At 64.6% G+C, this 23,408-nt stretch carries 26 protein-coding genes; 14 read left to right on the top strand and 12 right to left on the bottom strand.

Annotated features, from left to right (window positions below):
- Positions 1–127: 127 nt before the first annotated feature.
- The 3 genes from IAQ70_RS10825 to IAQ70_RS10815 all read left to right on the top strand — a co-directional run bounded on the left by IAQ70_RS10825 (position 128) and on the right by IAQ70_RS10815 (position 3,432).
- Entirely contained in the window at positions 128–1,498 is a 1,371-nt protein-coding gene (locus IAQ70_RS10825; protein ID WP_223859866.1) for an ABC transporter substrate-binding protein, read from the top strand.
- Between the two features lie 33 nt (positions 1,499–1,531).
- Entirely contained in the window at positions 1,532–2,518 is a 987-nt protein-coding gene (locus tag IAQ70_RS10820; protein ID WP_190989327.1) for a carbohydrate ABC transporter permease, read from the top strand.
- 80 nt (positions 2,519–2,598) lie between these two features.
- Complete coding sequence (locus tag IAQ70_RS10815) at positions 2,599–3,432, top strand: carbohydrate ABC transporter permease (protein WP_223859912.1); 834 nt, start codon at positions 2,599–2,601, stop codon at positions 3,430–3,432.
- 145 nt (positions 3,433–3,577) lie between these two features.
- Here IAQ70_RS10815 and IAQ70_RS10810 read toward each other — a convergent pair whose 3' ends face one another.
- Entirely contained in the window at positions 3,578–4,498 is a 921-nt protein-coding gene (locus IAQ70_RS10810; protein WP_190989325.1) for a general stress protein, read from the bottom strand.
- Between the two features lie 76 nt (positions 4,499–4,574).
- Here IAQ70_RS10810 and IAQ70_RS10805 point away from each other — a divergent pair, with 76 nt between their 5' ends.
- Genes IAQ70_RS10805 through IAQ70_RS10795 form a run of 3 tightly spaced genes read left to right on the top strand, consistent with a single transcriptional unit; the run spans position 4,575 to position 7,772 of the window.
- On the top strand, positions 4,575–5,858 hold the full coding sequence (locus IAQ70_RS10805) for a magnesium transporter MgtE N-terminal domain-containing protein (protein WP_190989324.1): 1,284 nt from the start codon (positions 4,575–4,577) through the stop codon (positions 5,856–5,858).
- On the top strand, positions 5,851–6,633 hold the full coding sequence (locus IAQ70_RS10800; RefSeq protein ID WP_223859864.1) for a DUF1003 domain-containing protein: 783 nt from the start codon (positions 5,851–5,853) through the stop codon (positions 6,631–6,633). Before IAQ70_RS10805 ends, IAQ70_RS10800 begins: the two co-directional genes overlap by 8 nt.
- 11 nt (positions 6,634–6,644) lie before the next feature.
- Positions 6,645–7,772, top strand: a complete 1,128-nt coding sequence (locus IAQ70_RS10795) for an Mrp/NBP35 family ATP-binding protein (RefSeq protein ID WP_190989323.1) — start codon at positions 6,645–6,647, stop codon at positions 7,770–7,772.
- A 21-nt stretch (positions 7,773–7,793) separates the two neighbouring features.
- Here IAQ70_RS10795 and IAQ70_RS10790 read toward each other — a convergent pair whose 3' ends face one another.
- The 3 genes from IAQ70_RS10790 to sigE form a co-directional block, all read right to left on the bottom strand.
- Positions 7,794–8,210 carry a Sec-independent protein translocase family protein gene (locus tag IAQ70_RS10790; protein WP_190989322.1) on the bottom strand — a complete coding sequence of 139 codons (417 nt, stop codon included), beginning with the start codon at positions 8,208–8,210 and terminating at the stop codon, positions 7,794–7,796.
- A gap of 69 nt (positions 8,211–8,279) precedes the next feature.
- Entirely contained in the window at positions 8,280–9,125 is an 846-nt protein-coding gene (locus tag IAQ70_RS10785; protein ID WP_223859862.1) for an anti-sigma factor, read from the bottom strand.
- A gap of 8 nt (positions 9,126–9,133) precedes the next feature.
- Entirely contained in the window at positions 9,134–9,751 is a 618-nt protein-coding gene (sigE, locus tag IAQ70_RS10780) for an RNA polymerase sigma factor SigE (RefSeq protein ID WP_190989321.1), read from the bottom strand.
- A gap of 228 nt (positions 9,752–9,979) precedes the next feature.
- On the opposite strand from sigE, the gene IAQ70_RS10775 reads away from it, so the two are divergent.
- Positions 9,980–10,612 (top strand): O-methyltransferase, encoded by a 633-nt coding sequence (locus tag IAQ70_RS10775; protein ID WP_190989320.1) that lies wholly within the window; start codon positions 9,980–9,982, stop codon positions 10,610–10,612.
- 60 nt (positions 10,613–10,672) lie between these two features.
- Here IAQ70_RS10775 and IAQ70_RS10770 read toward each other — a convergent pair whose 3' ends face one another.
- The 4 genes from IAQ70_RS10770 to IAQ70_RS10755 form a co-directional block, all read right to left on the bottom strand.
- Positions 10,673–10,840, bottom strand: a complete 168-nt coding sequence (locus tag IAQ70_RS10770) for a DUF3117 domain-containing protein (protein ID WP_104062138.1) — start codon at positions 10,838–10,840, stop codon at positions 10,673–10,675.
- Between the two features lie 233 nt (positions 10,841–11,073).
- Positions 11,074–12,279 carry a hypothetical protein gene (locus tag IAQ70_RS10765; protein ID WP_190989420.1) on the bottom strand — a complete coding sequence of 402 codons (1,206 nt, stop codon included), beginning with the start codon at positions 12,277–12,279 and terminating at the stop codon, positions 11,074–11,076.
- A 38-nt stretch (positions 12,280–12,317) separates the two neighbouring features.
- Positions 12,318–12,737: a DivIVA domain-containing protein gene (locus IAQ70_RS10760; RefSeq protein WP_190989319.1), complete on the bottom strand. Its 420-nt coding sequence runs from the start codon at positions 12,735–12,737 to the stop codon at positions 12,318–12,320.
- A gap of 22 nt (positions 12,738–12,759) precedes the next feature.
- The gene (locus IAQ70_RS10755; RefSeq protein ID WP_190989318.1) at positions 12,760–13,545 is read right to left on the bottom strand and encodes an LOG family protein; all 786 of its coding nucleotides are present in this window, start codon (positions 13,543–13,545) and stop codon (positions 12,760–12,762) included.
- Between the two features lie 118 nt (positions 13,546–13,663).
- On the opposite strand from IAQ70_RS10755, the gene IAQ70_RS10750 reads away from it, so the two are divergent.
- Genes IAQ70_RS10750 through IAQ70_RS10735 form a run of 4 tightly spaced genes read left to right on the top strand, consistent with a single transcriptional unit; the run spans position 13,664 to position 16,932 of the window.
- Positions 13,664–14,419 carry an amino acid ABC transporter ATP-binding protein gene (locus IAQ70_RS10750; RefSeq protein WP_190989317.1) on the top strand — a complete coding sequence of 252 codons (756 nt, stop codon included), beginning with the start codon at positions 13,664–13,666 and terminating at the stop codon, positions 14,417–14,419.
- 55 nt (positions 14,420–14,474) lie between these two features.
- Entirely contained in the window at positions 14,475–15,377 is a 903-nt protein-coding gene (locus tag IAQ70_RS10745) for a glutamate ABC transporter substrate-binding protein (protein WP_190989316.1), read from the top strand.
- A 59-nt stretch (positions 15,378–15,436) separates the two neighbouring features.
- Positions 15,437–16,084: an amino acid ABC transporter permease gene (locus IAQ70_RS10740; RefSeq protein ID WP_190989315.1), complete on the top strand. Its 648-nt coding sequence runs from the start codon at positions 15,437–15,439 to the stop codon at positions 16,082–16,084.
- Positions 16,081–16,932: an amino acid ABC transporter permease gene (locus tag IAQ70_RS10735; protein ID WP_190989314.1), complete on the top strand. Its 852-nt coding sequence runs from the start codon at positions 16,081–16,083 to the stop codon at positions 16,930–16,932. Before IAQ70_RS10740 ends, IAQ70_RS10735 begins: the two co-directional genes overlap by 4 nt.
- A 65-nt stretch (positions 16,933–16,997) precedes the next feature.
- On the opposite strand, the gene dapE is transcribed toward IAQ70_RS10735, so the two are convergent.
- Positions 16,998–18,134, bottom strand: coding sequence for a succinyl-diaminopimelate desuccinylase (gene dapE / locus IAQ70_RS10730; protein WP_190989313.1), 1,137 nt, complete (start codon positions 18,132–18,134; stop codon positions 16,998–17,000).
- A gap of 50 nt (positions 18,135–18,184) precedes the next feature.
- On the opposite strand from dapE, the gene dapD reads away from it, so the two are divergent.
- Together dapD and IAQ70_RS10720 are read left to right on the top strand one after the other, a co-directional pair.
- Complete coding sequence (gene dapD / locus IAQ70_RS10725) at positions 18,185–19,219, top strand: 2,3,4,5-tetrahydropyridine-2,6-dicarboxylate N-succinyltransferase (RefSeq protein ID WP_190989312.1); 1,035 nt, start codon at positions 18,185–18,187, stop codon at positions 19,217–19,219.
- Between the two features lie 4 nt (positions 19,220–19,223).
- Positions 19,224–20,081: a hypothetical protein gene (locus IAQ70_RS10720; RefSeq protein ID WP_190989311.1), complete on the top strand. Its 858-nt coding sequence runs from the start codon at positions 19,224–19,226 to the stop codon at positions 20,079–20,081.
- 260 nt (positions 20,082–20,341) lie between these two features.
- On the opposite strand, the gene trxB is transcribed toward IAQ70_RS10720, so the two are convergent.
- The 3 genes from trxB to IAQ70_RS10705 all read right to left on the bottom strand — a co-directional run bounded on the left by trxB (position 20,342) and on the right by IAQ70_RS10705 (position 22,574).
- Positions 20,342–21,334, bottom strand: coding sequence for a thioredoxin-disulfide reductase (gene trxB / locus IAQ70_RS10715; RefSeq protein ID WP_190989310.1), 993 nt, complete (start codon positions 21,332–21,334; stop codon positions 20,342–20,344).
- 50 nt (positions 21,335–21,384) lie between these two features.
- Positions 21,385–21,807 (bottom strand): arsenate reductase ArsC, encoded by a 423-nt coding sequence (locus IAQ70_RS10710; protein WP_190989309.1) that lies wholly within the window; start codon positions 21,805–21,807, stop codon positions 21,385–21,387.
- Between the two features lie 92 nt (positions 21,808–21,899).
- Entirely contained in the window at positions 21,900–22,574 is a 675-nt protein-coding gene (locus tag IAQ70_RS10705) for an arsenate reductase/protein-tyrosine-phosphatase family protein (RefSeq protein WP_190989308.1), read from the bottom strand.
- Positions 22,575–22,619: 45 nt separating this feature from the next.
- On the opposite strand from IAQ70_RS10705, the gene IAQ70_RS10700 reads away from it, so the two are divergent.
- A complete protein-coding gene (locus IAQ70_RS10700; protein WP_190989307.1) occupies positions 22,620–23,360 on the top strand; it encodes an aquaporin in 741 nt (246 codons plus the stop codon).
- The last annotated feature ends 48 nt before the right edge of the window (positions 23,361–23,408 follow it).

Genomic DNA, 23,408 nt, shown 5'->3' with positions numbered 1-23,408 from the left:
CAGTTTTTGGCAATCGCTTGCCAAGCTTTGACTCCGATGAATACGCTAGCCGCGGAGAAAGAAACCCTAGACTGTGATCTAAGTCTCGGGTCTCTGCCGCAACGAATGTCTTCAAAGGAGAAGTCTCATGGGTATGTCCAAACCACGTCGCCTGGGTGCTGTTGCCGCCGCGACAATTTCCGTCCTGATGCTTGCCGCTTGCGGCGGCTCAGGCGGGTCAGGCGGCGCCGGCTCCGGTGCCACGGGCGGCAAGGTGGATGGCGCCGGGAAAACGCTCAACGTCCTGATGAACGTGACAGCGCAGTATCCCCAGGAGCAGCAGGCCTGGTTCAAGGAAATGAGCACCAAGTTCAAGGCGGAAACCGGGGCCGACATCCAATGGGAGACGTTCGCCACCGCCAATGACGAGATGACCCGGATCCAGACCTCCGTGGTGTCCGGCCAGGGCCCCGACGTGTACGGTTTGGGCACCACCTTCACCCCTACGGCCTACTCCACCGGCGCGTTCGTGAAGCTGGGCGACAACGAATGGAACCAGCTCGGCGGCAAGGACAAGTTCGTTCCCGCCGCGCTGGGCATTTCCGGCCCGGACGAAGGAAACCAGATCGGCATCCCCTTCGTCAGCCGCCCGTTCGTCATGGCCTACAACACCGAACTGCTGGCTGCCGCCGGCATTGAAAAGCCGGCAACCACCTGGGACGAATTCACCGAACAGGCCAAGAAGCTCACCAAGGGCGACCAGTACGGTGTTGCGGTGGCCTACAAGGACAACTTCGACCCCTGGAAGTACATCTGGGGAATGTCCATCCAGGCCGGCAACCCCATCATTGACGGCAGCAAGGTCCGCCTCGATGACCCCATCACCAAGAAGGCCTACGACACCTACTTCGGCTGGGTGACCAAGGACAAAGTAGTGGACCCCTCATCGGTGGGCTGGGCCAACCCGCAGGCACTGGCGGCCTTCGCAGCCGGAAAGGCCGCCTACTTCCCGATGACGTCTCCGCTGTCCATTCCCGCGCTGGATGCCTCGGCCGTCAAAGGCAAGTACAAGTACGCCCTGATGCCCACCGTCCCGCCGGGCGAGTCCTCCAACCCTTCCGGTGGCAAGCCCGCCGCCAGCATCCTGTCCGGCGACAACCTCGTGGTGGCCGACTACTCGAAGCAGAAAGACCTTGCCTTCGCGTTCATCAAGATGATCACCGAGAAGGACGTTCAGCTCAACTACTTCAAGGTGTTTGGCCAGCTTCCCGCGAACCAGGCAGCGGCCAAGGAGCTTGCCAGCAATGAGATCATTGCGCCGGCGCTTGATTCCGGTGCGAAGTCTGTGGCCACCCCGTTCAGCGGTGCCTGGGGTGATGTCCAGCTCTCCCTCACCAACGTGGTGGTCCAGTCGATTCCGGACCTTTCGGCAGGCTCAGTCAGCGATGCCAACCTCACCCAGCGGCTGAAGGACGAGCAGGCCAAGTCGCAGACGGCCTTGGACCGGGCAAAGAAGTAAGACCGGCCGAACAACTGCGGAAGGTTGCAGACAATGGCTAGCAGCGTTACCGAGCCCCGGCCGTCGGACAGCAGTCCGGCGGCCGGGGCGGCCGCCGGACCCGGCGGCCCCACGCCCAGCGTTACGCGCCGGAAGGGGCTGAGCGAAAAGAACCGGCCGCTGTGGCTGCTGATTCCCGGCGGGTTCCTGATGACGATCGTCATCCTCATCCCGTTGGCCATGGGCATCTGGATGTCCGTGATCGATCTGGACCAGTACAGCCTGCGCCGGTGGGTCAGTGCCGAATTCATCGGCATCCAGAACTACATCGAAGCGGCGACCAGCAGTGACCTGCTTCGCTCGATCTGGCTGTCCGTGTCCTTCGCGGTGATCTCCACCCTGGTGACCATCCCGCTGGGCGTGGCTGCCGCCGTCGTCACCCAGAACGCCTACCGCGGCCGTGCGCTGGTACGTTCGATTTTCCTGATCCCGTACGTCCTGCCTTCCTTTGTGGTGGCCAGCGTCTGGCGGACCATGCTGCAGCCGGACGGCATTGTGAATGTCACCCTGACCAACATGGGCATGGACGGCGGGCTCTGGCTCAACGGCCCCAACGCCTACTGGACCCTGGTGTGGGTGGAGATCTGGGCGGCCTGGCCGTTCATCTACCTGCTTGCCTTGTCCGGTTTGCAGGCCGTGGACCACGAGGTCCATGAAGCCTCTGCCCTGGACGGCGCACTGTGGTGGAACAAGCTGCGCTACGTGATCTTCCCGTACCTGAAGGGTCCGGTCTCGCTCGCGTTCCTGCTGGCCACGTTGAACCACATCAACAACTTCACGTTGCCATATGTCCTGTTCGGCGCGCCCGCCCCGTCCGATGTGAACGTGCTCCCGATCCTGGTTTACGTCACCAGCTTCCAGAGCTTCAGGTTCGGCCTCAGCGCGGCCATGGCGGTGGTGTCGCTCATCCTGATCGCCATTCCGCTGTTTATCTACCTGCGCGCGGTCAAGCTTGACGTTCACGACGGAGGAAAGAAATGAGCATCGACGCAGCAAACCCGATCGAAAAGCAGGCCAAGCAGCCCATTCGGCGTGATGCCGCCCTGGAAGTCACCCGCCTGATGCCCCGTCCGCTGCTGATCGTGGTCACGGTGCTACTCTGTGCCCTGGTCCTGACCCCCATCCTGTACATCTTCCTGGCCTCCCTGAACACGGACGTGGGCGTGGCCAGCGGCGAGTTTTGGCCGAGCAGCTTCTCCCTGGACAGCTACAGCAAGATCTGGGATTCGGTTGGCCTGGCCAAAGCCATCGGAAACAGCCTGATCGTTTCCGGTGCCACGGCAGTGGTCTCGGCTTTGATGGCTATCGGTACCGCCTACGTGCTGGTCCGGTTCGAATTCCGGGGCCGGTTGACGGTGCTCCGCGGACTGCTCGGCCTCCAGTCCATCCCCGGAACCCTTATGCTCCTCCCTGTGTTCGTGCTGTTCTCCTCTGCGGGAACCTACCTGGGGGTGACCGTCATTGGAACCCTTTGGGGCCTGTTCATCGCCTACCTGACCTTCGCCCTCCCGTTCTCGACCTGGGTGATGGTCACATACCTTCGGGGCCTGCCGCGGGAGCTGGAGGAAGCGGCACGCATCGATGGTGCCTCCAACCTCGGCATCCTGTTCAGGATCATCATTCCGCTCAGCTGGCCCGGAATCATAGTCTCCGCCATCTTCGCCTTCCTGCTGGGCTGGAATGACGTGCTGTTTGCGTCGGTCTTCACCCGGCCGGACACCCATACCGCCGCAGTGGCGCTGCAGGTGTTTGCCTCCGCCGTTGAAGGCGGCGCGATCCCCGTGTACTCGCAGATGATGGCAGCGTCCCTGGTCTGTGCCGTACCTGTGGTGGTGCTCTACTTCATGTTCCAGAAGTACCTCGTCGGAGGGCTGACGGCCGGCGGCGTCAAATAGCCGGCAGGCACGCACAGCAGGCAAAAAGAACTCCGTCCGGACCGGCGATCGCCGGGTTCGGACGGAGTTCTTTTGTGTGAGCGCCTAGGCCGCACAGACTGGTGGGCTCACCCCGTCGGTGATGCCCGCGTCCGGACGCCCCGGCCTACGGTGTTGGTTCGCCGGAGTCGCTGGAGGACTCGTTCCGAGCCCGGGGTTCGCCTGAAGCAGGCTGCCCCGGGCCTGCAGCTGGCTGATCGCTGACGCGGACCCCATACTGGGGCCGGCCGTCCGGGAGATCGGGGTAGCGGACCGCTGCGACGGGCGCCTTGGCGGGCTCCGGTGCACCCTCAGGCTGCATGCCCTGCCCTGATTCTGCGGCGTGGCCGGCGGCCTGACCCTGGGTGCCGGGAGCCGAAGCACCGGCGCCCTGCTGGCCATAGGGGTCGTTCCAGCCCGCGGGCCGGGCGGGTGCCTGACCCGGCTGCTGCGCCTGACCCGGCTGGCCGTGCTGCTGGTGCTGGCCGTACTGCTGGCCCTGATACCCCTGCGCGCCGTAGGGAGCGGCGGCCGCGTCCGAGCGGGTCATGGGCAGCTGCTGGAGCAGCCGGCGGGCCTCATGGGCGGCTTCCACGGACACCACGACGTCGTAGTTGGTGGCCACGACCTGGCTGGTGGAGGTGAAGTCCCGCTTCCCGCGCTGCATGGCATACGTGACGATGCCGAACAGCATAAAGAAGGCAGCACCCATCAGCACCGACGCCAGGATGGAGAAGTAGCCGGGCGAGGGTGCAAAGAAGGACAGCATCACGCCGACAAACAAGCCGAACCACATACCGCTCAGCGCGCCCGAGAGCGCCACGCGCGGATAGCTGAGGCGGCCGGTTACCCGCTCCACCATCTTGAGTTCGTTGCCCACGATGGAAACCATCTGGACCGGGAACTGCTGGTCGGCAAGGTAGTCCACCGCCTTCTGGGCATCCAAGTAGGAGGTGTACGACCCGACGGTGTCACCGACCGGGACCATGCGGGCGTCGTCCGGCCCGTTAGGGCCGCCGGCCTTGGGAGCACCAAAAATGTTTGACATACACCCATTCTTGCCCATCAGCATGTGTGCCGCCTGAAATTCAGCTAAAAGAGAGCAGACTCGGTAGCCTGTAGACGTGAGCACAAATCTTTCGCGCGTCTTCGTGGCCCGCCTCCTGGGTCTTGATGTCTTCGACCCCTTGGGCGATCGCCTGGGGCGGTTGCGCGATGTTGTGGTGCTCTCCCGCGGCAGCCGGGGCGCCCCGCACGTGGTGGGCATCGTCGTCGAAGTTCCCGGCAAGAAGCGCGTCTTTGTGCCGATGACCCGCATTACCTCGATCGACCAGACGCAGATTATCTGCACCGGGCTGGTGAACCTCCGCCGCTTCGAACAGCGCGGTGCCGAGACCCTGGTGGTCGCGGAAATGTTCGACCGCCGGGTCACCCTGCGGGACGGCAGCGGCGACGCCACCATCGAGGACATCGCCATGGACCAGCACCGCTCCCGCGACTGGTTCGTCAGCAAACTTTTCGTCCGCCGGGGCCACTCACTTTCCCCCCTTAGCCGGCTGCGGCGCAACGAGACCATGATCATCGACTGGGCCGACGCCCTGCAGGGTGCCCGCACAGAACCGCAGGCGGCCACCCAGTTCGTGGCCAACCACGAGGACCTCAAACCTGCAGACTTTGCCGACGCACTGCAGGAGATGAGCGACAAGCGGCGCTTCGAGGTGGCCAGCGAACTCCAGGACGAACGGCTCGCCGACGTCCTGCAGGAGCTCCCGGAGGATGACCAGGTGGAAATCCTTTCCGCCCTCGATCTCCAGCGTGCAGCTGACGTCCTGGAAGAGATGGATCCTGACGACGCCGCGGACCTCCTCGGCGAGCTGCCCTCCGCCCAGGCGGAGCAGCTGCTGCAGCTGATGGAACCTGAGGGCGCGGAGGACGTCCGGCGGCTCCTCGAATACGACGAAGACACCGCCGGTGGCCTCATGACGCCGGTTCCGGTCATCCTTCCCCCTGAGGCGACAGTCGCCGAGGCCCTGGCCCACGTCCGGCGCGAGGAGCTGTCCCCCGCCCTTGCCTCATCGATCTTCATTGCCAGGCCCCCGCTGGAGACGCCCACCGGACGATTCCTGGGTGTGGTGCACATCCAGCAGCTCCTGCGGTTCCCGCCGTTTGAGCCGCTTGGCAACCTGGTGGACAAAAACCTTGAGCCGCTGTCCGACCAGGCCCACATCAGTGAAGTTGCCAGGACACTGGCAACCTACAACCTGAACTCTCTTCCCGTGGTCAATGATGACGGCCGGCTCGTGGGGGCGGTGACTGTTGATGACGTTCTGGATCATATGTTGCCGGATGACTGGCGCGCCTATGATGGCGAAGCCCCGATAAGAAAACTCGGAGGCCGCATTGGCTGATACCGGCGCCCCCAAGAATCCCAACCAGCGCGGCTCCGCCAAAGTACCAGCCAAAGGGGGCCTGGACACGCCTTTGAGCGGCAGGCAGCGCATCCTGCCGAAATTCTCACCCGACCCCGATGCGTTTGGCCACGCAACTGAAGGCTTCGCCCGGTTTATGGGCACGCCCCAGTTCTTGGTGTACATGACAGTCTTTGTGGTGGTCTGGCTGGTCTGGAACACGTGGGCACCGGAGGCGTGGCAGTTCGACTCCCGTTTGCTCGGGTACACCCTGCTGACTCTCATGCTCTCGCTGCAGGCTTCCTACGCCGCCCCGCTGTTGCTGCTTGCCCAGAACCGGCAGGACGACCGCGACCGCGTGTCACTCCAGCAGGACCGGCAGCGGGCAGAGCGCAACCTTTCGGACACCGAATACCTCACCCGGGAGTTGGCTTCGCTGCGCATCGCCCTGCGCGAAGTGGCCACGCGCGACTACGTCCGGGCGGAACTGCGATCGCTCCTGGAGGACATGCTCGAAGCGCAGGAGGAATTGCGCACCCATGACCCCGCAGGATCCGGCAGCCACGAGTCGCCCCGTGACAAGGTGAAGGAAAAATTGAAGGAGAAGCGCGACAAGCAGCGGAGCCCCCGCACGCAGCAGGTGCCGAAGATCAAACCAAGCCACGCCGCCACCGGCCCCGCCTCCGGCGGGGCCACAGACCGCGGGGCCACAGACGGCGGGGCCACAGATCCAGGCACCGCCGCCCCGAAGCACACCCCTACCCCCGAAAGCTGAGCCCTGCCCGAATGAGCACCACCCTGGAGCAGGCAGTCCACGCTGCGCTGGCCACTGTCATAGATCCTGAGCTCCGCCGTCCCATTACGGAACTGGGCATGGTGGATTCAGTGGACATCTCCAGCGATGGAACGGTCAGGCTGGCAGTCCTGCTCACTATCGCGGGTTGTCCCCTGCGGGGCACCATCACGGCCGACTCCGAACGGGCGCTCTCCGCCGTTCCCGGCGTGACCGCCGTCGAAGTTGAACTGAAGGTCATGAACCAGGCCCAGCGGGACGCCTTGAAGGAGCAGCTGCGCGGGGCCGGGAACCAGCGCGGCATTCCGTTCAACGAGCCCGGGTCGCTGACCAAGGTCTTCGCTGTTGCCAGCGGCAAGGGCGGCGTGGGCAAGTCCTCGCTCACGGTCAACCTGGCCTGCGCCCTCGCCGCCCAGGGGCTCCGCGTGGGCATCGTGGACGCCGACGTCTATGGTTTCTCAGTTCCGGCCATGATGGGCATCACGCAGGCGCCCACCCGGGTGGACGACATGATCCTGCCGCCGGTGGCGTACGGCGTCAAGGTGATCTCCATCGGCATGTTCGTCACCGGCAACCAGCCTGTTGCCTGGCGCGGCCCGATGCTCCACCGCGCCCTGGAGCAGTTCCTGACCGACGTCTACTTCGGTGACCTTGACGCCCTGTTCCTCGATCTGCCGCCGGGCACTGGCGACATCGCGATTTCCGTGGCCCAGCTGCTGCCCAAGGCCGAGATCCTGGTGGTCACCACCCCCCAGGCCGCGGCGGCCGACGTCGCCGAGCGCGCGGGCGCCATCGCCACCCAAACGGGCCAGTCCGTGGCCGGCGTCATCGAGAACATGTCCTACCTGGAAATGCCCGACGGCGAGCGGATGGAACTGTTCGGAAGCGGGGGCGGGGCGATCCTCGCCGAAAGGCTCACTGCGACGGTGGGCGCCGATGTTCCGCTGCTGGGGCAGATCCCGCTGGACATCCTGTTGCGCGAGGGCGGCGACTCCGGTGCGCCCATTGTGCTGAGCCGGCCGGAGACTCCGGCGGCCATGGCCCTGAACAGGATTGCCGGCAAACTTGCTGCCAAACCGCGCGGCCTGGCCGGGCTGAAGCTGGGCCTGCAGCCGCGCTGAGGCAACAGTTCAAGGGAAGGGCTAAGTGGCCTCGGAGTCGAATGGAGCGGCAGTGCCTGGCGGCAGGGTCTGCACCACGCGTTCGGGCCGCGCCGGTACTCCCGGCGCACTGCCGGCCGCAGCGACTGCGGCGCCGGAGACGGCAGCCACAGCGGCGGGCGCGCCTGGACTGACAGGCTTGGTGTCATCATCCAGGAGGGCTTCCTTGATGATGCGGCGCGGATCGTACTGCCGGGGATCGTACTTCTTCCAGTCGACATCCTCGATGTCGATGCCAACTTCTTCCTTGATCTGCTCGCGCGCACCGGAGGCCATGCGCCGGACTTCCTTGACCAGGTTCGCCAGTTTCTGGGTGTATTCGGGCAGCCTTTGGGGACCAATCACCAGAATGCCGATGATCAGCAGCAGGAAGAACTCGGGGCCGTTGATTCCAAACACTTTAGGAAGATTACCCTCTCCGAAGCCGCTCTGACGATTCGTGGCCGCCGGGCTGAGAACCTGCCATCATCACCCCGCCAGCATCTCCCCGATTTTGCGGATTCCACGCTCCAGCCGGGCTGCCGGCGACTCGTCACCGGCCGTTGCCGGGTCGGCGCCCGACGCCGTGCCGGTGCCTGCATCGATACCTTCCGCGGCAACGGAACTGAGCTGCCGGAGGACCGGGACAGTGTCGTCAGCCTGGTCAGCGGGGAGGTCGGACTCCACGGAAAACGTGCCTGCGACCGTTGTATACGTGGCCGTCCAGGGAGCGAGGCTGCCGACCACCAGTTTCCCGTCGCCTGCCGACGCCCCGGCCGGATGCTGTTCCACTACCGTTGCGTAGTGCTGCCCGTCGGAGAGGTGCAGCTCCACAGCCGGCGTGCCGTTAAGTGTCACGGCAGTGGCGCTCCGGATCTGAAAGCCCAGGGACTCGAACCCGGGGCACAACCACCCCTCCGTACGCAGCGCGGACAGCTGAGGAGCGGTGAGCGCCCCACCGTCCGCAGGCAGTTGGGCGGCGTGCCGCACGAGGCTCCCGTTCATGGCCGTGCCTGCCACGGGAAGGGTGTCCCCGGCCAGCGCGAAGGCACTGACGGCAAGAATTCCGGCTGCAGCAGCCGTGCCGCCGGCCGTGAGTACAAGTGCCCGCACGGCGGGGTGCTGGCTCGGTACCGGCTCCGGCGTAGCTGCCAGGAACTGGGTCCTGGACAGCAGGCGGGCCGTCAGATCGTCGCTTGCCGGCGGCACGGCGGCTCCGCGGAGCCGCTCTATGTATTGGCGTTCGCGTTTTACGGCCGCCGCGCACTCGGCACAAACCTGTAAGTGTTCGGCGCCGCGGTGATGCCGGCGGCCGAAGGGATTCTGGAGCGTCATGGTGCCGATCAGAGGATGCTGGCGATGCGCGGCAGCGACAGCTTTGGCTTCCGGCCCTGCAGCGGGCGGGGATCACGGTGCGCCAGCTTCTCGCGCAGCATGGTCCGGCCACGGTGGATCCGCGAACGCACTGTCCCAAGTTTTACTCCCAGCGCGGCGGCCACCTCATCGTAGGAGAGGCCTTCCAGATCGCACAGAACGACGGCGGCGCGGAAGTCCGGCGGCAGTTCCTCCAGTGCGGCCTGAACATCGAGATCAAGATTGTTCAGCTCGAAGCTCTGCTCCGGACCGGGCTCGCGCCCGGGAATCCGCGACTCCGCGTCTTCGCCCAGCGCGTCGAAGCGGATCCGGCTCTTCCGGCGTGCCTGATCCAGGAACAGGTTAGTGGTGATCCGGTGCAGCCAGCCATCGAGGGTTCCCGGCTTGAAGTTTTCCAGGGAACGGAAGACGCGCACGAACACTTCCTGGGTGAGGTCCTCGGCGTCGAACTTGTTTCCGGTCAGGCGGTACGCGAGCCGGTACACCTTGGCGGAGTGGTTGGCCACCACTTCTTCCCAGGTGGGCCGGACCCATGCGGCAGCCGAAAGCTCTATTGCAGGGACAGGTGTCACATCTGATGCTGACATCGTCCACTCCCATCGTGGATTGCTATCGCCCGGATACTGTTGACATCTCTGGTTCGGCGCCGACCACCTCGCGGATGAGCGGATCTCTATCATTTCAAATTTGGCTGGGAATTTCCTGATCGGCGCCGCCCTTCAGCCGACGGCGCAACGGATTCCTTCCGCGGCGGACACCATCGGACACAGTAGGCTGTACTAGACAATCCCCTGCCGCCCAGAAAGCGAATCCCCATGAGCGCCGACAAGTCCACGAGCTGGTCCTATGCTGAAGATCTGCCCGCCGAGGACGAGGTCATGGTGCGTGCCAGGGAACGCTCCTTCGAGTTGGGTGTGACCCCCATCGGGACGGGTGTAGGCGCGGTCCTGACGGTGTTGGCTGCAGGGTCCAAGGCCCAGACCGCCGTAGAAATCGGAACGGGGGCGGGCGTCTCGGGTGTCTGCATCCTGCGCGGCCTCGGTCCGCAGGCCGTGCTCACCACCATCGACGTCGACGTGGAACACCTGAAGGCTGCCCGCGAGGCGTTTTCGGAAGCCGGCAGCCCCGCGAACCGCACCCGGACCATCTCCGGTCGGGCGGGCGATGTCCTGCCACGCCTGACCGATACCGCCTATGACCTGGTGTTCATCGACGCCGACAAGCCCGGCCTGCCCGGCTACGTGGAGCAGGCCGTCCGGCTCCTCAAGGCTGGCGGACTGCTGATCATCAACGACGCCCTGGACAAGGACCGCGTGGCCAACCCTGCCGCGCGCGATACTAATACCGTGGTTTTGCGCCAGGTGGGCAAGTCAATCCGCGACGACGACCGGCTCGCCTCCGCGATGCTGCCCACTGGCGACGGCCTGCTGGTAGCGGTGAAGAAATAGAACAGGGCCCGCAGTCTGTAGCTGCGGACCCTAGCCCTACGGGATTCCCCGGTTCCGAAATTATTCGGTAGCGCCCACCAGGCATTCCTTAAGATTTGCTGCCTCCGCAGCGTTAAGTTCCACCACAAGCCGTCCGCCGCCTTCGAGCGGTACGCGCATGATCAGGCTGCGGCCTTCCTTGGTGACTTCCATCGGGCCGTCGCCCGTGCGTGGTTTCATAGCCGCCATGAGGAATTTCCCCTCCATTTAGTCCCAGGACATAGCAGCCCGGGCGGGCTGTGTCCGCATGATCAAACCAAGCCGCTATGACGGCCCGTACTGATGCCGCCATTGCTGAACATTCTGAATCCTGTTGTCCCTGCTTACTCCCTATTATCCTGTAATTACTCGCACGTAGCTAATCGATGGACATTTACGGCCGCGTCGGATTCCCTGATCCGCCGGCGCGGTGCCGCGCAGCATCACGGCGGATAATCGCCGCCTCCCGGAAGCTGAGCCCACGCCCACAGCCAGACGATCCACACGATCTGGAGCAGGACAAACATGGCCAGGACGGTGCCGCGGTAGGCCTTCGATCGCGATAACAGCGCGGCCCCCAGTGCCAGCGGAAACAGCGGAAGCAACATGCGGAAGGTGCTGGTCTGCGGATGCAGGAACAGCAGGAGGTACCCCATGTAGCACGCGCACCACAGGCGAAGCTCTGCGCCAAGCCGCACCACCGGCCTCGCGAAGAGCAGGAGCGCAAAAAGTCCCGCGAAGACGAACGGCGCCAGTATCCCCAGGACAGGGCCGAAAAGGTCCACGCCGGTATCAAACCACGGTTTGAAAGGCACCAGGTCGTGGCCGCGCCATACCGTTTCGGTCTTGGTATAGGCGGCGATGTCGCCGGTGGCAGCCCAGGCCGCTGCCGGCCAGAAGAGTGCAGCGGCGCCGCACAGGGCTGTGAGGCCGGCAAGGGACACCAACTCGCGCACACTATGGGATCCAGGCTGCCCAGTGCGGAACCGTTCCACTACCCTGGCGATCAGGAGAAGTCCCAGCATGGCCGCAAACGGAACACCCACCGGGCGGGAAAGGCACAGGAGCACCACTGCCGGCATGGCCCACAGATAATGCCGTCGAACCACCAGCAACAGCGTGGTGGCCAGAAGGAAGATCGTGAGGGGTTCCGCATAGGGAACCTGGAGGATTGCCGAGACGGGAAAGGTTGCGAAGAACGCTGTTCCCCACAGTGCAGTACCGTGGGATGCCTTGTGCCTGAACAGGCAGTAGACGGCAAGGGCGGCGCCCAGGCCGGACAGCATGGCCACCACTGTCAGGGCCGCGGCCGGGCTGGCTCCGGTCAAGCCTGCCAGCGCCCGGCCCAGCGCAGGGAAGAGCGGGTAGAAAGCCCATTCATTTTCCTGCACGTTGCCTGCGGCGTCCGTAGGCAGCGTTGAGGGGTATCCGTCTGTGATGACGCGGCTGTACCACCGCGCATCCCAGATGTTGATGAAATTCCAGTAGTCCGGCGCGGGGGGAAACCAGGGATTGGGCCCCTGGTGCCGGGCGGCCGCGATAAAGATGCAGGCGCTGACCAAGCGGGCCGCGACATAAAGGGCAACTACCTGCAGCCACCACGGCCAACCCCGGATGGCACCCGTGGCGCGGGCGCCAAGGGCGGTGATGGACGCCGTCGGGCCCGTCTTGTCACCCGTTTCAGTGCTCAAGCGCCGGCCTCCGGCGGAGCCGCCCGTTCGGCGTCGAGCAGCCGGGTTCGGAGCTCCGCCAGTTCGGTTTCCTTGGCAGCGAGCTGGTCGCGCAGTTCGTCAAGGACCTGGTCCACCTGGTCCATCCGGTAGCCCCGGAGGCCCAGGGAGAACCGGACGTGATCGACGTCGGCCGGCTCCGCATCCGCAGGCAGCAGCACCGGCGGCAGGTTGGCCGGGGGCTGGCCGAACCCGGCGTACAGCAGCACTCCGCCCGGAGGGTCGTAGTCCGCAGGGGCGGCGGCGGACTTGGCGCCCCGGCCCAGGTTGCGGCGGACGCCGCTCAGGATGCTGCGGGAACCGCCGGCGCCGGCCCAAATGGTGGCACCGATCAGCACAACGGCGAGGAAAACCAGGAAAAAACTCACAGCACCCATCGTGCCAGATTTGGAGGGCGGACTATTCGGGCCGCTGCTCCCCGTTAGTGGAGGGAGCCCGGACCGTGCCATGCAGCACCAGGTCCACCGCTTCGGCGGGATCGTCCACTACCTGGATCAGGTCCAGGTCCTTTTCGGAGACCATGCCTTCGGCCACCAGCGTGCCGCGGATCCATTCGATCATGGGCCCCCAGAAGTCCACGCCCAGGAGCACGATCGGGAAGGACGTCACTTTCCGGGTTTGGACCAGGACCATCGCCTCAAAAAGTTCATCCAGGGTCCCCAGTCCGCCGGGCAGGACAATGAAGCCTTGGGCGTATTTGACGAACATCGTCTTCCGCGCGAAGAAGTAGCGGAAGTTGATGCCGAGGTCCACCCACTGGTTCAGGCCCTGCTCGAAAGGCAGCTCGATGCCCAGGCCAACGGAGACGCCGTTGCCTTCCACCGTGCCCCGGTTCGCAGCCTCCATGGACCCCGGTCCGCCACCTGTAATGACCGCCACACCGGCCGCCGCCAGGTGCCGGCCCACGGCCATGCCCATTTCGTAGAACGGGCTCCCCGGTTTGGTGCGCGCGGAACCGAACACACTGACGGCCGGCCCCAGGTCGGCGAGTGCCCCAAACCCCTCCACGAATTCGCTTTGGATCCGCAGGACCCGCCACGGATCAGAATGGACGAACTGCCCGGCGCCCGTGGTATCGAGCAGATGCTGATCGGACATTTCCACGGCTGCCTGTTTGCGGCGTAGTTCGAGGGGACCCTTACGGCGCGGCTGAGTGGATTTTGCCGGATCTGCGTTGATGCTCATCCCCCTAGGCTAATGCCCCGGAGCCGCGCGCCAGTGGCAGGTATCTCTTGAATCACGATTCCGCGGGAACATGGCGTGATTCCCGTCATAAGCGGTCTTTGTTCGCTAGATTCTTCTTATGACTACTCATGTGCCCGGCGACGCGCTCGTCTCCCTGAACGGTGTGAATAAGCATTATGGTCAGCTGCACGTTCTGAAGGACATCAATCTTCAGGTCAAGAAGGGCGAAGTGGTTGTTGTCATCGGGCCCTCAGGCTCGGGCAAGTCCACGCTGTGCCGTGCCATCAACCGCCTGGAAACCATTGAAGGCGGCACCATCAGCATTGATGGCAAGGTCCTGCCGGAGGAAGGCAAGGAGCTCGCCCGGTTGCGCGCCGACGTCGGCATGGTGTTTCAGTCCTTTAATCTGTTTGCCCACAAGACAATCCTTGAGAACGTCACCCTTGGCCTGATCAAGGTCAGGGGCACGCCTAAAGCGCAGGCGGAAAAGGAAGCCATGGCTCTGCTGGAACGTGTCGGTGTGGGCGCGCAGGCCCGAAAACTGCCAGCACAGCTCTCCGGCGGCCAGCAACAGCGTGTGGCCATTGCCCGCGCGCTGGCCATGAAGCCCAAGGTGATGCTCTTCGACGATCCCACCTCCGCCCTTGACCCCGAGATGATCAATGAAGTCTTGGACGTTATGGTCCAGCTGGCCAAGGAAGGCATGACCATGGTTGTGGTCACGCACGAAATGGGCTTCGCCCGGAAGGCAGCGGACCGCGTGGTCTTCATGGCGGACGGCCAAATCGTGGAGGACGCAAAGCCCGAGGAGTTTTTCACCAATCCCCAAAGCAACCGGGCAAAGGACTTCCTGTCCAAGCTCCTCACCCACTGAGAGCTTCACACCCGCACCCGGCCGCCCAGCGGCGGCCACCAATGAAAGGTACCTGATGAAGACATTCTCACTACGGAAGAAGCCGATGCTGCTGGCAGCAACTGCGGCTTTGGCGCTCAGTCTCAGCGCCTGTGGCGGAACCGGCGGCGGCGGCACTTCAACTTCAAGCACGGACGAAGCCCCCTACAAGGTCGCCGAAAACGTGTCAGTGTCCGGCAGCCCAACGTTTGACGCGATCAAGGCCGGCGGCAAGGTACGCATCGGCGTCAAGCAGGACCAGCCCGGCCTGGGCTTCAAGGACGCGGCGACCGGCGAATACACCGGGTTCGACATTGAAATCGCTCAGTGGATCGCCGCCTCACTCGGCCTCAGCAAGGACAAGATCGAGTTCAAGCCGATTCCGTCGGCCAGCCGCGAGTCCGCCATCACCAACGGTGACATCGATTACTACGTCGGCACCTACTCCATCACGGACAAGCGCAAGCAGCAGATCGACTTCGCCGGGCCGTACTTCGTGACAGGGCAGGGTCTCCTGGTCAAGAAGGACAACTCAACGATAACGACAGAGAAGGATCTCTCGGGCAAGAATGTCTGCTCTGCAACGGGGTCCACTCCGATCCAGAACATCAAGGCGAACTTCCCCGACACCAAGACCACTGAGTTTGACACTTACTCACAGTGCGTCGAAGCTCTGAAGAGCGGCCAGGTTGACGCCGTCACCACTGACCAGGCCATCTTGATCGGCTACGCCGCCCAGGAGCCTGACAGCCTGAAGGTAGTAGGCGAACCGTTCACCACTGAAAAGTACGGAGTGGGACTGAAGAAGGACGACACGGCCCTGCGCCAGTTCATCAATAAGACGCTCACCGACGGCGGTTCGGTATGGCAGAAGATCTACGACAAGACCCTTGGCCAGTCGGGCACCAAAGTCCAGCAGCCCGCAGTAGATAACTACTAACCAACGTTGTGGGGCGGCCATAGTGCCGCCCCACGGCACCTGCTGAAAGCGACGATTCTGTGAATACGCTGCTGAATAATTCCGATCTCTTCGTCACAGGGTTTCGGAATACGCTCATACTGTTTTTCTTCTCGGCAATCTTTGCCCTGATTCTCGGCACCATCGTGGCCAGCCTTCGCGTGTCGCCCGTTCCAGCCATGCGGGCAGCGGCGACGTCGTACGTCAACATTGTGCGTAACACCCCGCTGACCCTGGTCCTCTTCTTCTTTGCCCTGGGCTACCCCAAGCTCGGACTTGTGCCTATCGACTTCACGACGGCGGCCATCATCGGCTTGAGCCTCTACACCGCCACCTACGTGGCGGAAGCCGTCCGCTCCGGGATCAATACTGTTCCGGTAGGGCAGGCCGAGGCGGCCCGCGCCATAGGACTTCCTTTCACCCAGACCCTGACCCTCGTGATCCTGCCGCAGGCGTTTCGGGCAGTGATTCCTCCGATGTTCAGTGTCTTCATCGCGCTGCTCAAGAACACCACAGTCGCCGCAGGTTTTTCCGTTTTTGAGGCCGGCGCAATCAGGGCGAATCTTTCCGAGCGCGGAGAGCCTGCGCTCACCGGGCTCCTGTGGGTTGCCTTGGTCTTTATCATCCTCGTATTCATGCTTTCGGTGCTTCAGCGAAAACTTGAACAGAAGTGGAAGGTCACCCGATGAGTTCCATTCTCTTCGACGCCCCCGGCCCGAAAGCCCGAACACGCTACCGGCTGCTCGGTGTCCTCACGGCGCTGGTGATCCTACTGATAATCGGCTTTGTAATCCTGCGCTTCGCTGAAAGCGGTCAATTCGACGCCAAAAAATGGCAGCTGTTTACCTTTCCACTGGTGCAGCAGACAATTGCGCAATCCGTGGGTGCTACCCTTTCCGCGTTCGCCACCGCGGCCGTCCTCAGCCTTGTCCTGGGAATCCTGCTGGCTTTCGGCCGGCTGTCGGACCGCAAATGGATCAGCCTGCCGTGCTACGGATTTACGGAACTGTTCCGTGCCGTGCCGCTGCTGATTCTGATGATGATTTTCTATTACGGGCTTCCCACGGTTGGAGTTCAGGGAATTACGCCGTTCACCGCAGTGGTGGCCGGTCTGGTGCTTTACAACGGGTCGGTCCTGGCGGAGGTCTTCCGTGCCGGCATCGAGTCGCTGCCGCGCGGCCAAAGCGAGGCTGGTTACGCGATCGGGCTCCCGAAGAGTGCTGTCATGACCAGCATCCTGCTCCCCCAGGCCGTCCGGGCCATGCTGCCGGTCATCATCTCCCAGCTTGTGGTCATCCTCAAGGACACCGCCTTGGGCTTCATCGTTACTTACAACGAGATCCTGTTCCAGGCGAAGTTCTTCGGCAGCCAGAGCCAATACGGTTCACCGATCATCCCGGCCGCAATTGTCGCCGCCGTGCTGTACGTCGGCATGTGCTTGATACTGGCGGCACTGGCCAAATGGCTCGAGAAGCGCCTCTCGCGCAAACCCGGTGCTGCCGTCATTCCGGCGGCGGCGGTCCCGGCCGAAGTCTAGGGGCTGGAGCACTGACATCAAGGGCGCGGATCTTCAGGATCCGCGCCCTTTGCTTGCCGCAATGCCTAGTTTGAGAGCCAGCTCCGCAGCGCCCGGAGGCATTCGCGGATGGCGTCGGCGTCGACGTGCTCCTCGTCCTTGTGCGCCAGCAGCGGATCGCCGGGACCGAAGTTCACCGCCGGGATGCCCAGTTCGCTGAAACGCGCGACGTCGGTCCAACCGTATTTCGGTTTGGGTTCGGCTCCGACCGCGGACACAAAGGACGCGGCGGCAGGGTGGTTCAGTCCCGGCCGGGCGCCGGCGGCAGCGTCTGTACGCACCACGTCGAACCCTGCGAGCAGTCCGCGGACTACGGCCTCAGCCTGGTCGGGGGATTTGTCCGGCGCGAAGCGGTAGTTGATTTCCACCACGCACCGGTCCGGAATGACGTTTCCCGCGGTGCCGCCGTTAATCTTCACGGCGTTGAGGCTTTCGCGGTAGTCGAGGCCGTCCACGTTGATGGTCTGCGGTTCGTATGCGGCCAGCCTGGCAAGGATCGGCGCTGCGGCGTGGATGGCGTTGCTGCCCATCCAGGCCCGCGCGGAATGTGCCGCCTCCCCCACCGTGGTGGCTTCGAAGCGGCTGGTGCCGTTGCAGCCACCTTCCACCGTGCCGTGGGTCGGTTCGAGGAGGATGGCGAAGTCGCCGTCCAGGAGGTCACCGTGGTTGCGGACCAGGCGGCCCAGGCCGCTCTTCACGGCTTCCACTTCCTCGTGGTCGTAGAACACAAAAGTGACGTCCCGCTTGGGCGACGCCCCGCCGTCGAACATTGTGGCCGCCAGCGCGAGCTGCACCGCAACTCCGCCTTTCATGTCGGTGGCTCCGCGCCCGTAGAGGACGCCCTCCCCCGGAATGCCGGAGTCCCACGTCGACGGGACCGTGCCGCGTGCGCCTTCGGTTGTGGGCAACGGCACGGTGTCCAGGTGCCCGGCAAGGATGATGCGTTCCGGCCGTCCCAGTTCGGTGCGGGCAATAATCGAGTCCCCGTCGCGGACCACGCGGAGCTGCGGAATGGCGCGTAGGGCCACGTCGACGGCGTCAGCCAGGTCCGTCTCGTTCCCGGACACACTGTTGATGTCCATCAGGGCGGCGGTCAGCACCGCGACGTCCTGGCGGAGGTCCAAGGGTACGGTGGTCGGTTCAGGAGCGGTCTCGGCAGTCACGTTGCCAGTCTAGTTCGAACCGCATGCCCGCCTCTCGCTAGACTGGGGGCATGACTGAGACCGCTACCTCCGCCGCGCCCAAAGACCAGAACGCAACCTCCGACGACCGCTCCGCGTACGGCTTCGGGTTGGCCACCATCACCCCCGCCACCGGCACCGGCGAGGGCACTGTGCTGGACGTGTGGTTCCCGGCACCGGCCCTGGGCATCGCGGCCGGCAGCCTGCGTGCCGTGGAGAACGCGGATACCACCTTGGTCCAGCTCGCCGAGGACGGCGCCGACGCGGACCGCGGCACCGAACAGAAGGTGGTCTTCGTCCAGATCAACCTCGATGAAGCACCGGCCGACACCGCCGACGCCTACCTTCGCCTGCACCTGCTCTCCCACCGGCTGGTGCGGCCCAACACCATCAACCTGGACGGCATCTTCGGCAAGCTCCCGAACGTTGTCTGGACCAACTTCGGCCCCGCTGCGGTGGAAGGCTTCGAACTGACCCGGGCCAAGCTTCGCCGCCGCGGCGCTGTCACCGTCTACGGAATCGACAAGTTCCCCCGCATGGTGGACTACGTCGTGCCCTCCGGTGTCCGGATCGCCGACGCCGACCGCGTCCGCCTCGGTGCCCACCTCGCTGAAGGCACCACCGTGATGCATGAAGGCTTCGTGAACTTCAACGCCGGCACGTTGGGCGCTTCCATGGTGGAAGGCCGCATCTCGGCCGGCGTCGTCACGGGCGACGGCAGCGACGTCGGCGGCGGCGCCTCCATCATGGGCACCCTCTCCGGGGGTGGCAAGGAACGGATCGTCATCGGTGACCGTGTCCTGCTGGGTGCCAACTCCGGCGTCGGCATCAGCATTGGCGATGACTCCGTGGTCGAAGCCGGCCTCTACGTGACCGCCGGTACGCGCGTGCGTGTTCCCGGGCCCAAGGATGAAGTGGGCGAGGACACCACCAGGATCGTCAAGGCAGCAGAGCTTTCCGGCGTCCCCAACCTGCTCTTCCGCCGCAACTCCACCACGGGCGCCGTCGAAGCCCTGCCGCGCAAGGGGCAGACGGTCGAACTGAACGACGCCCTCCACGCCAACTGACTCGGTGGTAGCAAGGGGACGTGGCTTCCGGCGTGCCACAGTGCTCCTGCTCGCCCTGGCACTCTTAGCCGGCGGTATCTATACCGTGGTGGCCTTCGTGCAGCGTTCCGAGGCACTGGTTACGGAACGCTGCACGGCCGATGTCGGTACACAGTCAGCGGAACTCGCAATCGACCAGACGGCTAATGCCTCGCTGATCACCGCAGTGGCCGTTCATAGGGGGCTGCCGGCACGGGCAGCCAGCATCGCCCTGGCAACTGCAATGCAGGAATCGAAATTGCGCAACATTGACCACGGCGACCTGGCCGGCCCTGACTCCCGAGGACTGTTCCAGCAGCGCCCGTCGCAGGGGTGGGGCACCCAGGAACAGATCATGGATCCGTACTTTGCCGCCAACGCCTTTTACGACGCCCTGGTCAAAATACCCGGCTATGAGTCCTTGGAGATCACCGACGCCGCCCAACGCGTCCAGCGCTCGGCCTTTCCCACCGCCTACGCCCAGCACGAGGTGATGGGCCGGTCCTTTGCCTCTGCTTTGTCCGGCCAGACTCCGGAAGCCATTCAGTGCACGCTGCGCGCACCGCAGGAGGCGGGCCAGCCGGAAACGGTGGAATCGGAGCTGGCCCGGGCCTATGGAGCGCTGGGGACCGCGGTCGAGGGCGAGTCGCTGGTTGTTGAAGCCAGCAGCAGCGAGGCATGGTCCGTGGCGCAGTGGGCCGTGGCCAACGCCAAGGACCTGGCCGTGACACAGGTGGATGTTGCCGGCCACAGCTGGCTCCGCAAGGACCAGACCGGCTGGGAGGTATCGGACGCCCCGGACGGCCAGGTCAGGATCACCGTGGCGCCGGCTAGTTCCCGGTGAGCTCCCTGCCGGCCAGTTGCTTCATCAGGCCCGCGGCGAGCTGAGATTTTCCGCCGTTCTTGCTGCCGTCTTCGGTTTCATCCGTTGGTGATGGTGCGTGGACCCAACTAGGTAGCAGTAGATGTCGTTTTGAGGGCTCATAACGACACCTGCTGCTACCTAGTTGGGGCGGGGTGTCAGCAGCAGTCCAGATCGTCGTCGCAGCAGCCATCGCCGCAGCATCCGGTGTTCATTCAGCTCACCTCCTCCCCTGGTGGGGCTCAGCCGTGGATGGGTTCCTCGACCAGCGCGGTGGCGATGCTGTCCGCATCGTCCAGCGCGGCCAGGTAGCGTTCGGCGTCAAGGGCGGCGGCGCAGCCGGTGCCGGCGGCCGTGATCGCCTGGCGGTAGCGGTGGTCCACTGCGTCGCCGCACGCGAAGACGCCGGTGAGGTTGGTGACCGTGGTGGGCGAGTCCACCTTGATGTAGCCCTCGTCATCCAGGTCAACCTGCCCGGCGACGAGCTCTGTGCGCGGCTCGTGTCCGATGGCGACGAAGATGCCGGTTGCTGCCTGCTCGCGGGTTTCCCCGGTGCGGGTGTCTGTCAGCGTGACGCCGGCTACCTTGCCGTCGCCGTGAATGGCGGTGACGGCGGAGTTCCAGGCGAAGCTGATCTTCGGGTTGTCCTTGGCCCTCTGGGCCATGATGCGGGAGGCCCGCAGTTCGCCCTTGCGCACGACGACGGTCACGGACTTCCCGAATCGGGTCAGGAAAGTTGCCTCCTCCATGGCTGAGTCCCCGCCGCCGACGACGATGATGTCCTGTTCGCGGAAGAAGAACCCGTCGCAGGTGGCGCACCAGGACACGCCGTGGCCGCTGAACTTCTTTTCCTCGGGCAGACCAAGTTCCTTGTAGGCGGAGCCCGTGGCGAGGATAACCGCGGGTGACTCGTGGGTCTCGCCGGCTCCGGTGACCACGCGCTTCAGATGGCCTGTCAGCGTGACTTCTGTGACGTCGTCGAACACTATGCGGGCGCCGAATTTTTCGGCCTGTTCCTGCAGCCCGTCCATCAACTCTGGTCCTTGAACGCCGCCAGGAAAGCCCGGGAAGTTCTCCACTTCAGTGGTGTTCATCAGGGCGCCTCCTGCCGTGACCGATCCGGCCAGGACGAGCGGGCTGAGTCCGGCGCGGGCGGCGTAGATGGCTGCGGTGTAGCCGGCGGGGCCGGAGCCGATGATGATCAGCTGTTCGGTGCTGGCTTCCTTGGTGCTCACGAAGGTGTCTCCTGAAGGTCGAAAATGTGCGCGAATACGTGGTGGACGGGTTACTTGGCGGCCGGGATGAGGGACTCGATGAGTCCTTCGATGCGGGTCTTGATCTCGTCGCGGATCGGGCGGACGGCGTCAACGCCCTGGCCGGCCGGGTCCTCCAGGACCCAGTCCTCGTAGCGCTTGCCCGGGAAGTAGGGGCATTCATCGCCGCAGCCCATGGTGATCACCACGTCGGATTCCTTCACGGCCTCCGTGGTGAGGACCTTGGGAATTTCGGCAGACATGTCAATGCCGAGCTCGGCCATGGCCTCAACGGCGGCCGGATTGACCTTATCCGCGGGCTGGGAGCCGGCGGAGCGGACCTCGATGTTGCCCTTGGCCAGGGTGGTGAGGAAGGCTGCTGCCATCTGCGAGCGGCCGGCGTTGTGGACGCAGACGAACAGAACGGAGGGCTTCTTGGCGGTCTCGGTGCTCACGTGGTTTCTCCCGGTAGGTACATCGACGCTTGTCGATGCATGAAGTATGGAACGATACATCGATGCTTGTCAATATTGGCGCACGAGGATTGTTAGGCCGCATGCAGTCGGGGTGCGAGGTCACTGACGCGGAGGGCGATATCCGAATAGGTGCTTTCGAAGGCAGCTTCAGTGTTCAGCCGGAGCGGGTCGGGAACGGACCAGTGAATGCCCTTGAGGATGGGTAGTTCCTCGTGGGCGTTGTCGCACACCGTCACGACGAAGTCTTCAGCGTGAGCCACCTCATCCAGCCGGCGCGGCGGCAGGTCCGACAGAGCCACGCCGTGGCGGTCCGCAACAAGAATGGCGCCCGGGGCGATGCGGTCCGCGGGGTGGGTTCCCGCAGACGTCGCGGGAATTTCGCTCACCTGCTGCCAGAGCGCAGTGGCCAGTTGCGACCTGGCGCTGTTGCGGGTGCAGACGAAGAGGACGCGGCGGGCTGCCTGTTCACGGCCGGGCGCCAGGCCTTCCAGCGCGCCCGCGGCGAGCCGGATGTAGCTGCGGCGCTTGTCCGCCTCCGAGCGGTGGCGGGTGGCCAGGCCCGCGCCTTCGAGCGTGCGCAGGTGATGGGACAGCAAGTTCGAGGGCATGCCGAGCTCGGCCTGCAGTTCCGTCGGGGAGATGTCACCCAGGGTGAGCAGGTCCACGATGCGCAGGCGCGCAGGATCAGCGAGGGCCGCGTGCTTGGCTACCCGCGCCTGAAAGTCTTCAACTGGGCCAGTCTTCATTGGTTCAATTTTGACTGAGTTAATTCCTTCGGTCAAGCTGTTGGTATGACTTCTCAACAACCACCGTTGTGGCGCCGTGCCGTCGCCGAGCTGCTCGGCACCTGTCTGCTCGTGATGATCGTCGTCGGTTCCGGGATCGCGGCCCAGCAGCTCTCCCCCACCGACGTCGGTCTGCAGCTGCTCCAGAACAGCACCGCCACAGTGCTCGGCTTGACGGTGCTGATCCTCGTGCTCGGTCCCGTCAGCGGCGCACACTTCAATCCGGTGGTGTCCCTCGGGGACTGGGTCCTGGGCCGTCGCAGCGGAACCGGGCTGAGCCTGCCGGAGCTCGGCACCTACGTCATCGCACAGACAGTAGGTGCAATCAGCGGCAGCGTCATCGCGAACGCCATGTTCGAGGTGGGCACCTCCATCTCGGTCAAGGAGCGGGCCACCACCGGGCATCTCCTCGGCGAGGTCGTCGCCACCGCAGGGCTCGTCCTGCTGATCTTCGCCCTGGCTGCCACCAAGCGGGGCGCTCTCGCAGCTCCCGCTGTGGGCGCCTACATCGGCGCCGCGTACTGGTTCACATCCTCGACGTCGTTCGCCAACCCCGCGGTGACAGCCGGCCGTATGTTCAGTGACACCTTCGCCGGCATCGCACCCGCCTCAGTGCCCGGCTTCGTCCTCGCGCAGCTCGTCGGCGCCGCAGTGGGCCTGGGCCTTCTCGCCGCCCTGTTCCCGGCTGCTTCCCGCAGCGCGGACGACGTCGTCGTTCCGCACTCCGCAGCAAAGGCCAACCCCTGACACCTCGCCCGTGATGGTTGCCCGGTAGACGCATCGGGGGCCTGCGTC

This window comes from Pseudarthrobacter sulfonivorans (assembly GCF_014712225.1).
In the GTDB taxonomy this organism is placed as follows: Bacteria; Actinomycetota; Actinomycetes; order Actinomycetales; family Micrococcaceae; genus Arthrobacter; species Arthrobacter sulfonivorans.
This window is presented reverse-complemented; position numbering and strand designations above follow the sequence as displayed.

Excerpts from the sequence above, each read along its gene's own strand:
- IAQ70_RS10705 (WP_190989308.1), bottom strand. The coding sequence starts at position 22,574 with ATGAAGACTGGCCCAGTTGAAGACTTTCAGGCGCGGGTAGCCAAGCAC.
- IAQ70_RS10760 (WP_190989319.1), bottom strand. The coding sequence starts at position 12,737 with ATGGGTGCTGTGAGTTTTTTCCTGGTTTTCCTCGCCGTTGTGCTGATC.
- IAQ70_RS10755 (WP_190989318.1), bottom strand. The coding sequence starts at position 13,545 with ATGAGCATCAACGCAGATCCGGCAAAATCCACTCAGCCGCGCCGTAAG.
- IAQ70_RS10785 (WP_223859862.1), bottom strand. The coding sequence starts at position 9,125 with ATGACGCTCCAGAATCCCTTCGGCCGCCGGCATCACCGCGGCGCCGAA.
- IAQ70_RS10735 (WP_190989314.1), top strand. The coding sequence starts at position 16,081 with ATGAGTTCCATTCTCTTCGACGCCCCCGGCCCGAAAGCCCGAACACGC.
- IAQ70_RS10815 (WP_223859912.1), top strand. The coding sequence starts at position 2,599 with ATGCCCCGTCCGCTGCTGATCGTGGTCACGGTGCTACTCTGTGCCCTG.
- IAQ70_RS10820 (WP_190989327.1), top strand. The coding sequence starts at position 1,532 with ATGGCTAGCAGCGTTACCGAGCCCCGGCCGTCGGACAGCAGTCCGGCG.
- IAQ70_RS10825 (WP_223859866.1), top strand. The coding sequence starts at position 128 with ATGGGTATGTCCAAACCACGTCGCCTGGGTGCTGTTGCCGCCGCGACA.
- IAQ70_RS10795 (WP_190989323.1), top strand. The coding sequence starts at position 6,645 with ATGAGCACCACCCTGGAGCAGGCAGTCCACGCTGCGCTGGCCACTGTC.
- sigE (WP_190989321.1), bottom strand. The coding sequence starts at position 9,751 with ATGTCAGCATCAGATGTGACACCTGTCCCTGCAATAGAGCTTTCGGCT.
- dapD (WP_190989312.1), top strand. The coding sequence starts at position 18,185 with ATGACTGAGACCGCTACCTCCGCCGCGCCCAAAGACCAGAACGCAACC.
- IAQ70_RS10810 (WP_190989325.1), bottom strand. The coding sequence starts at position 4,498 with ATGTCAAACATTTTTGGTGCTCCCAAGGCCGGCGGCCCTAACGGGCCG.
- IAQ70_RS10775 (WP_190989320.1), top strand. The coding sequence starts at position 9,980 with ATGAGCGCCGACAAGTCCACGAGCTGGTCCTATGCTGAAGATCTGCCC.
- IAQ70_RS10770 (WP_104062138.1), bottom strand. The coding sequence starts at position 10,840 with ATGGCGGCTATGAAACCACGCACGGGCGACGGCCCGATGGAAGTCACC.
- IAQ70_RS10745 (WP_190989316.1), top strand. The coding sequence starts at position 14,475 with ATGAAGACATTCTCACTACGGAAGAAGCCGATGCTGCTGGCAGCAACT.
- IAQ70_RS10700 (WP_190989307.1), top strand. The coding sequence starts at position 22,620 with ATGACTTCTCAACAACCACCGTTGTGGCGCCGTGCCGTCGCCGAGCTG.
- IAQ70_RS10750 (WP_190989317.1), top strand. The coding sequence starts at position 13,664 with ATGACTACTCATGTGCCCGGCGACGCGCTCGTCTCCCTGAACGGTGTG.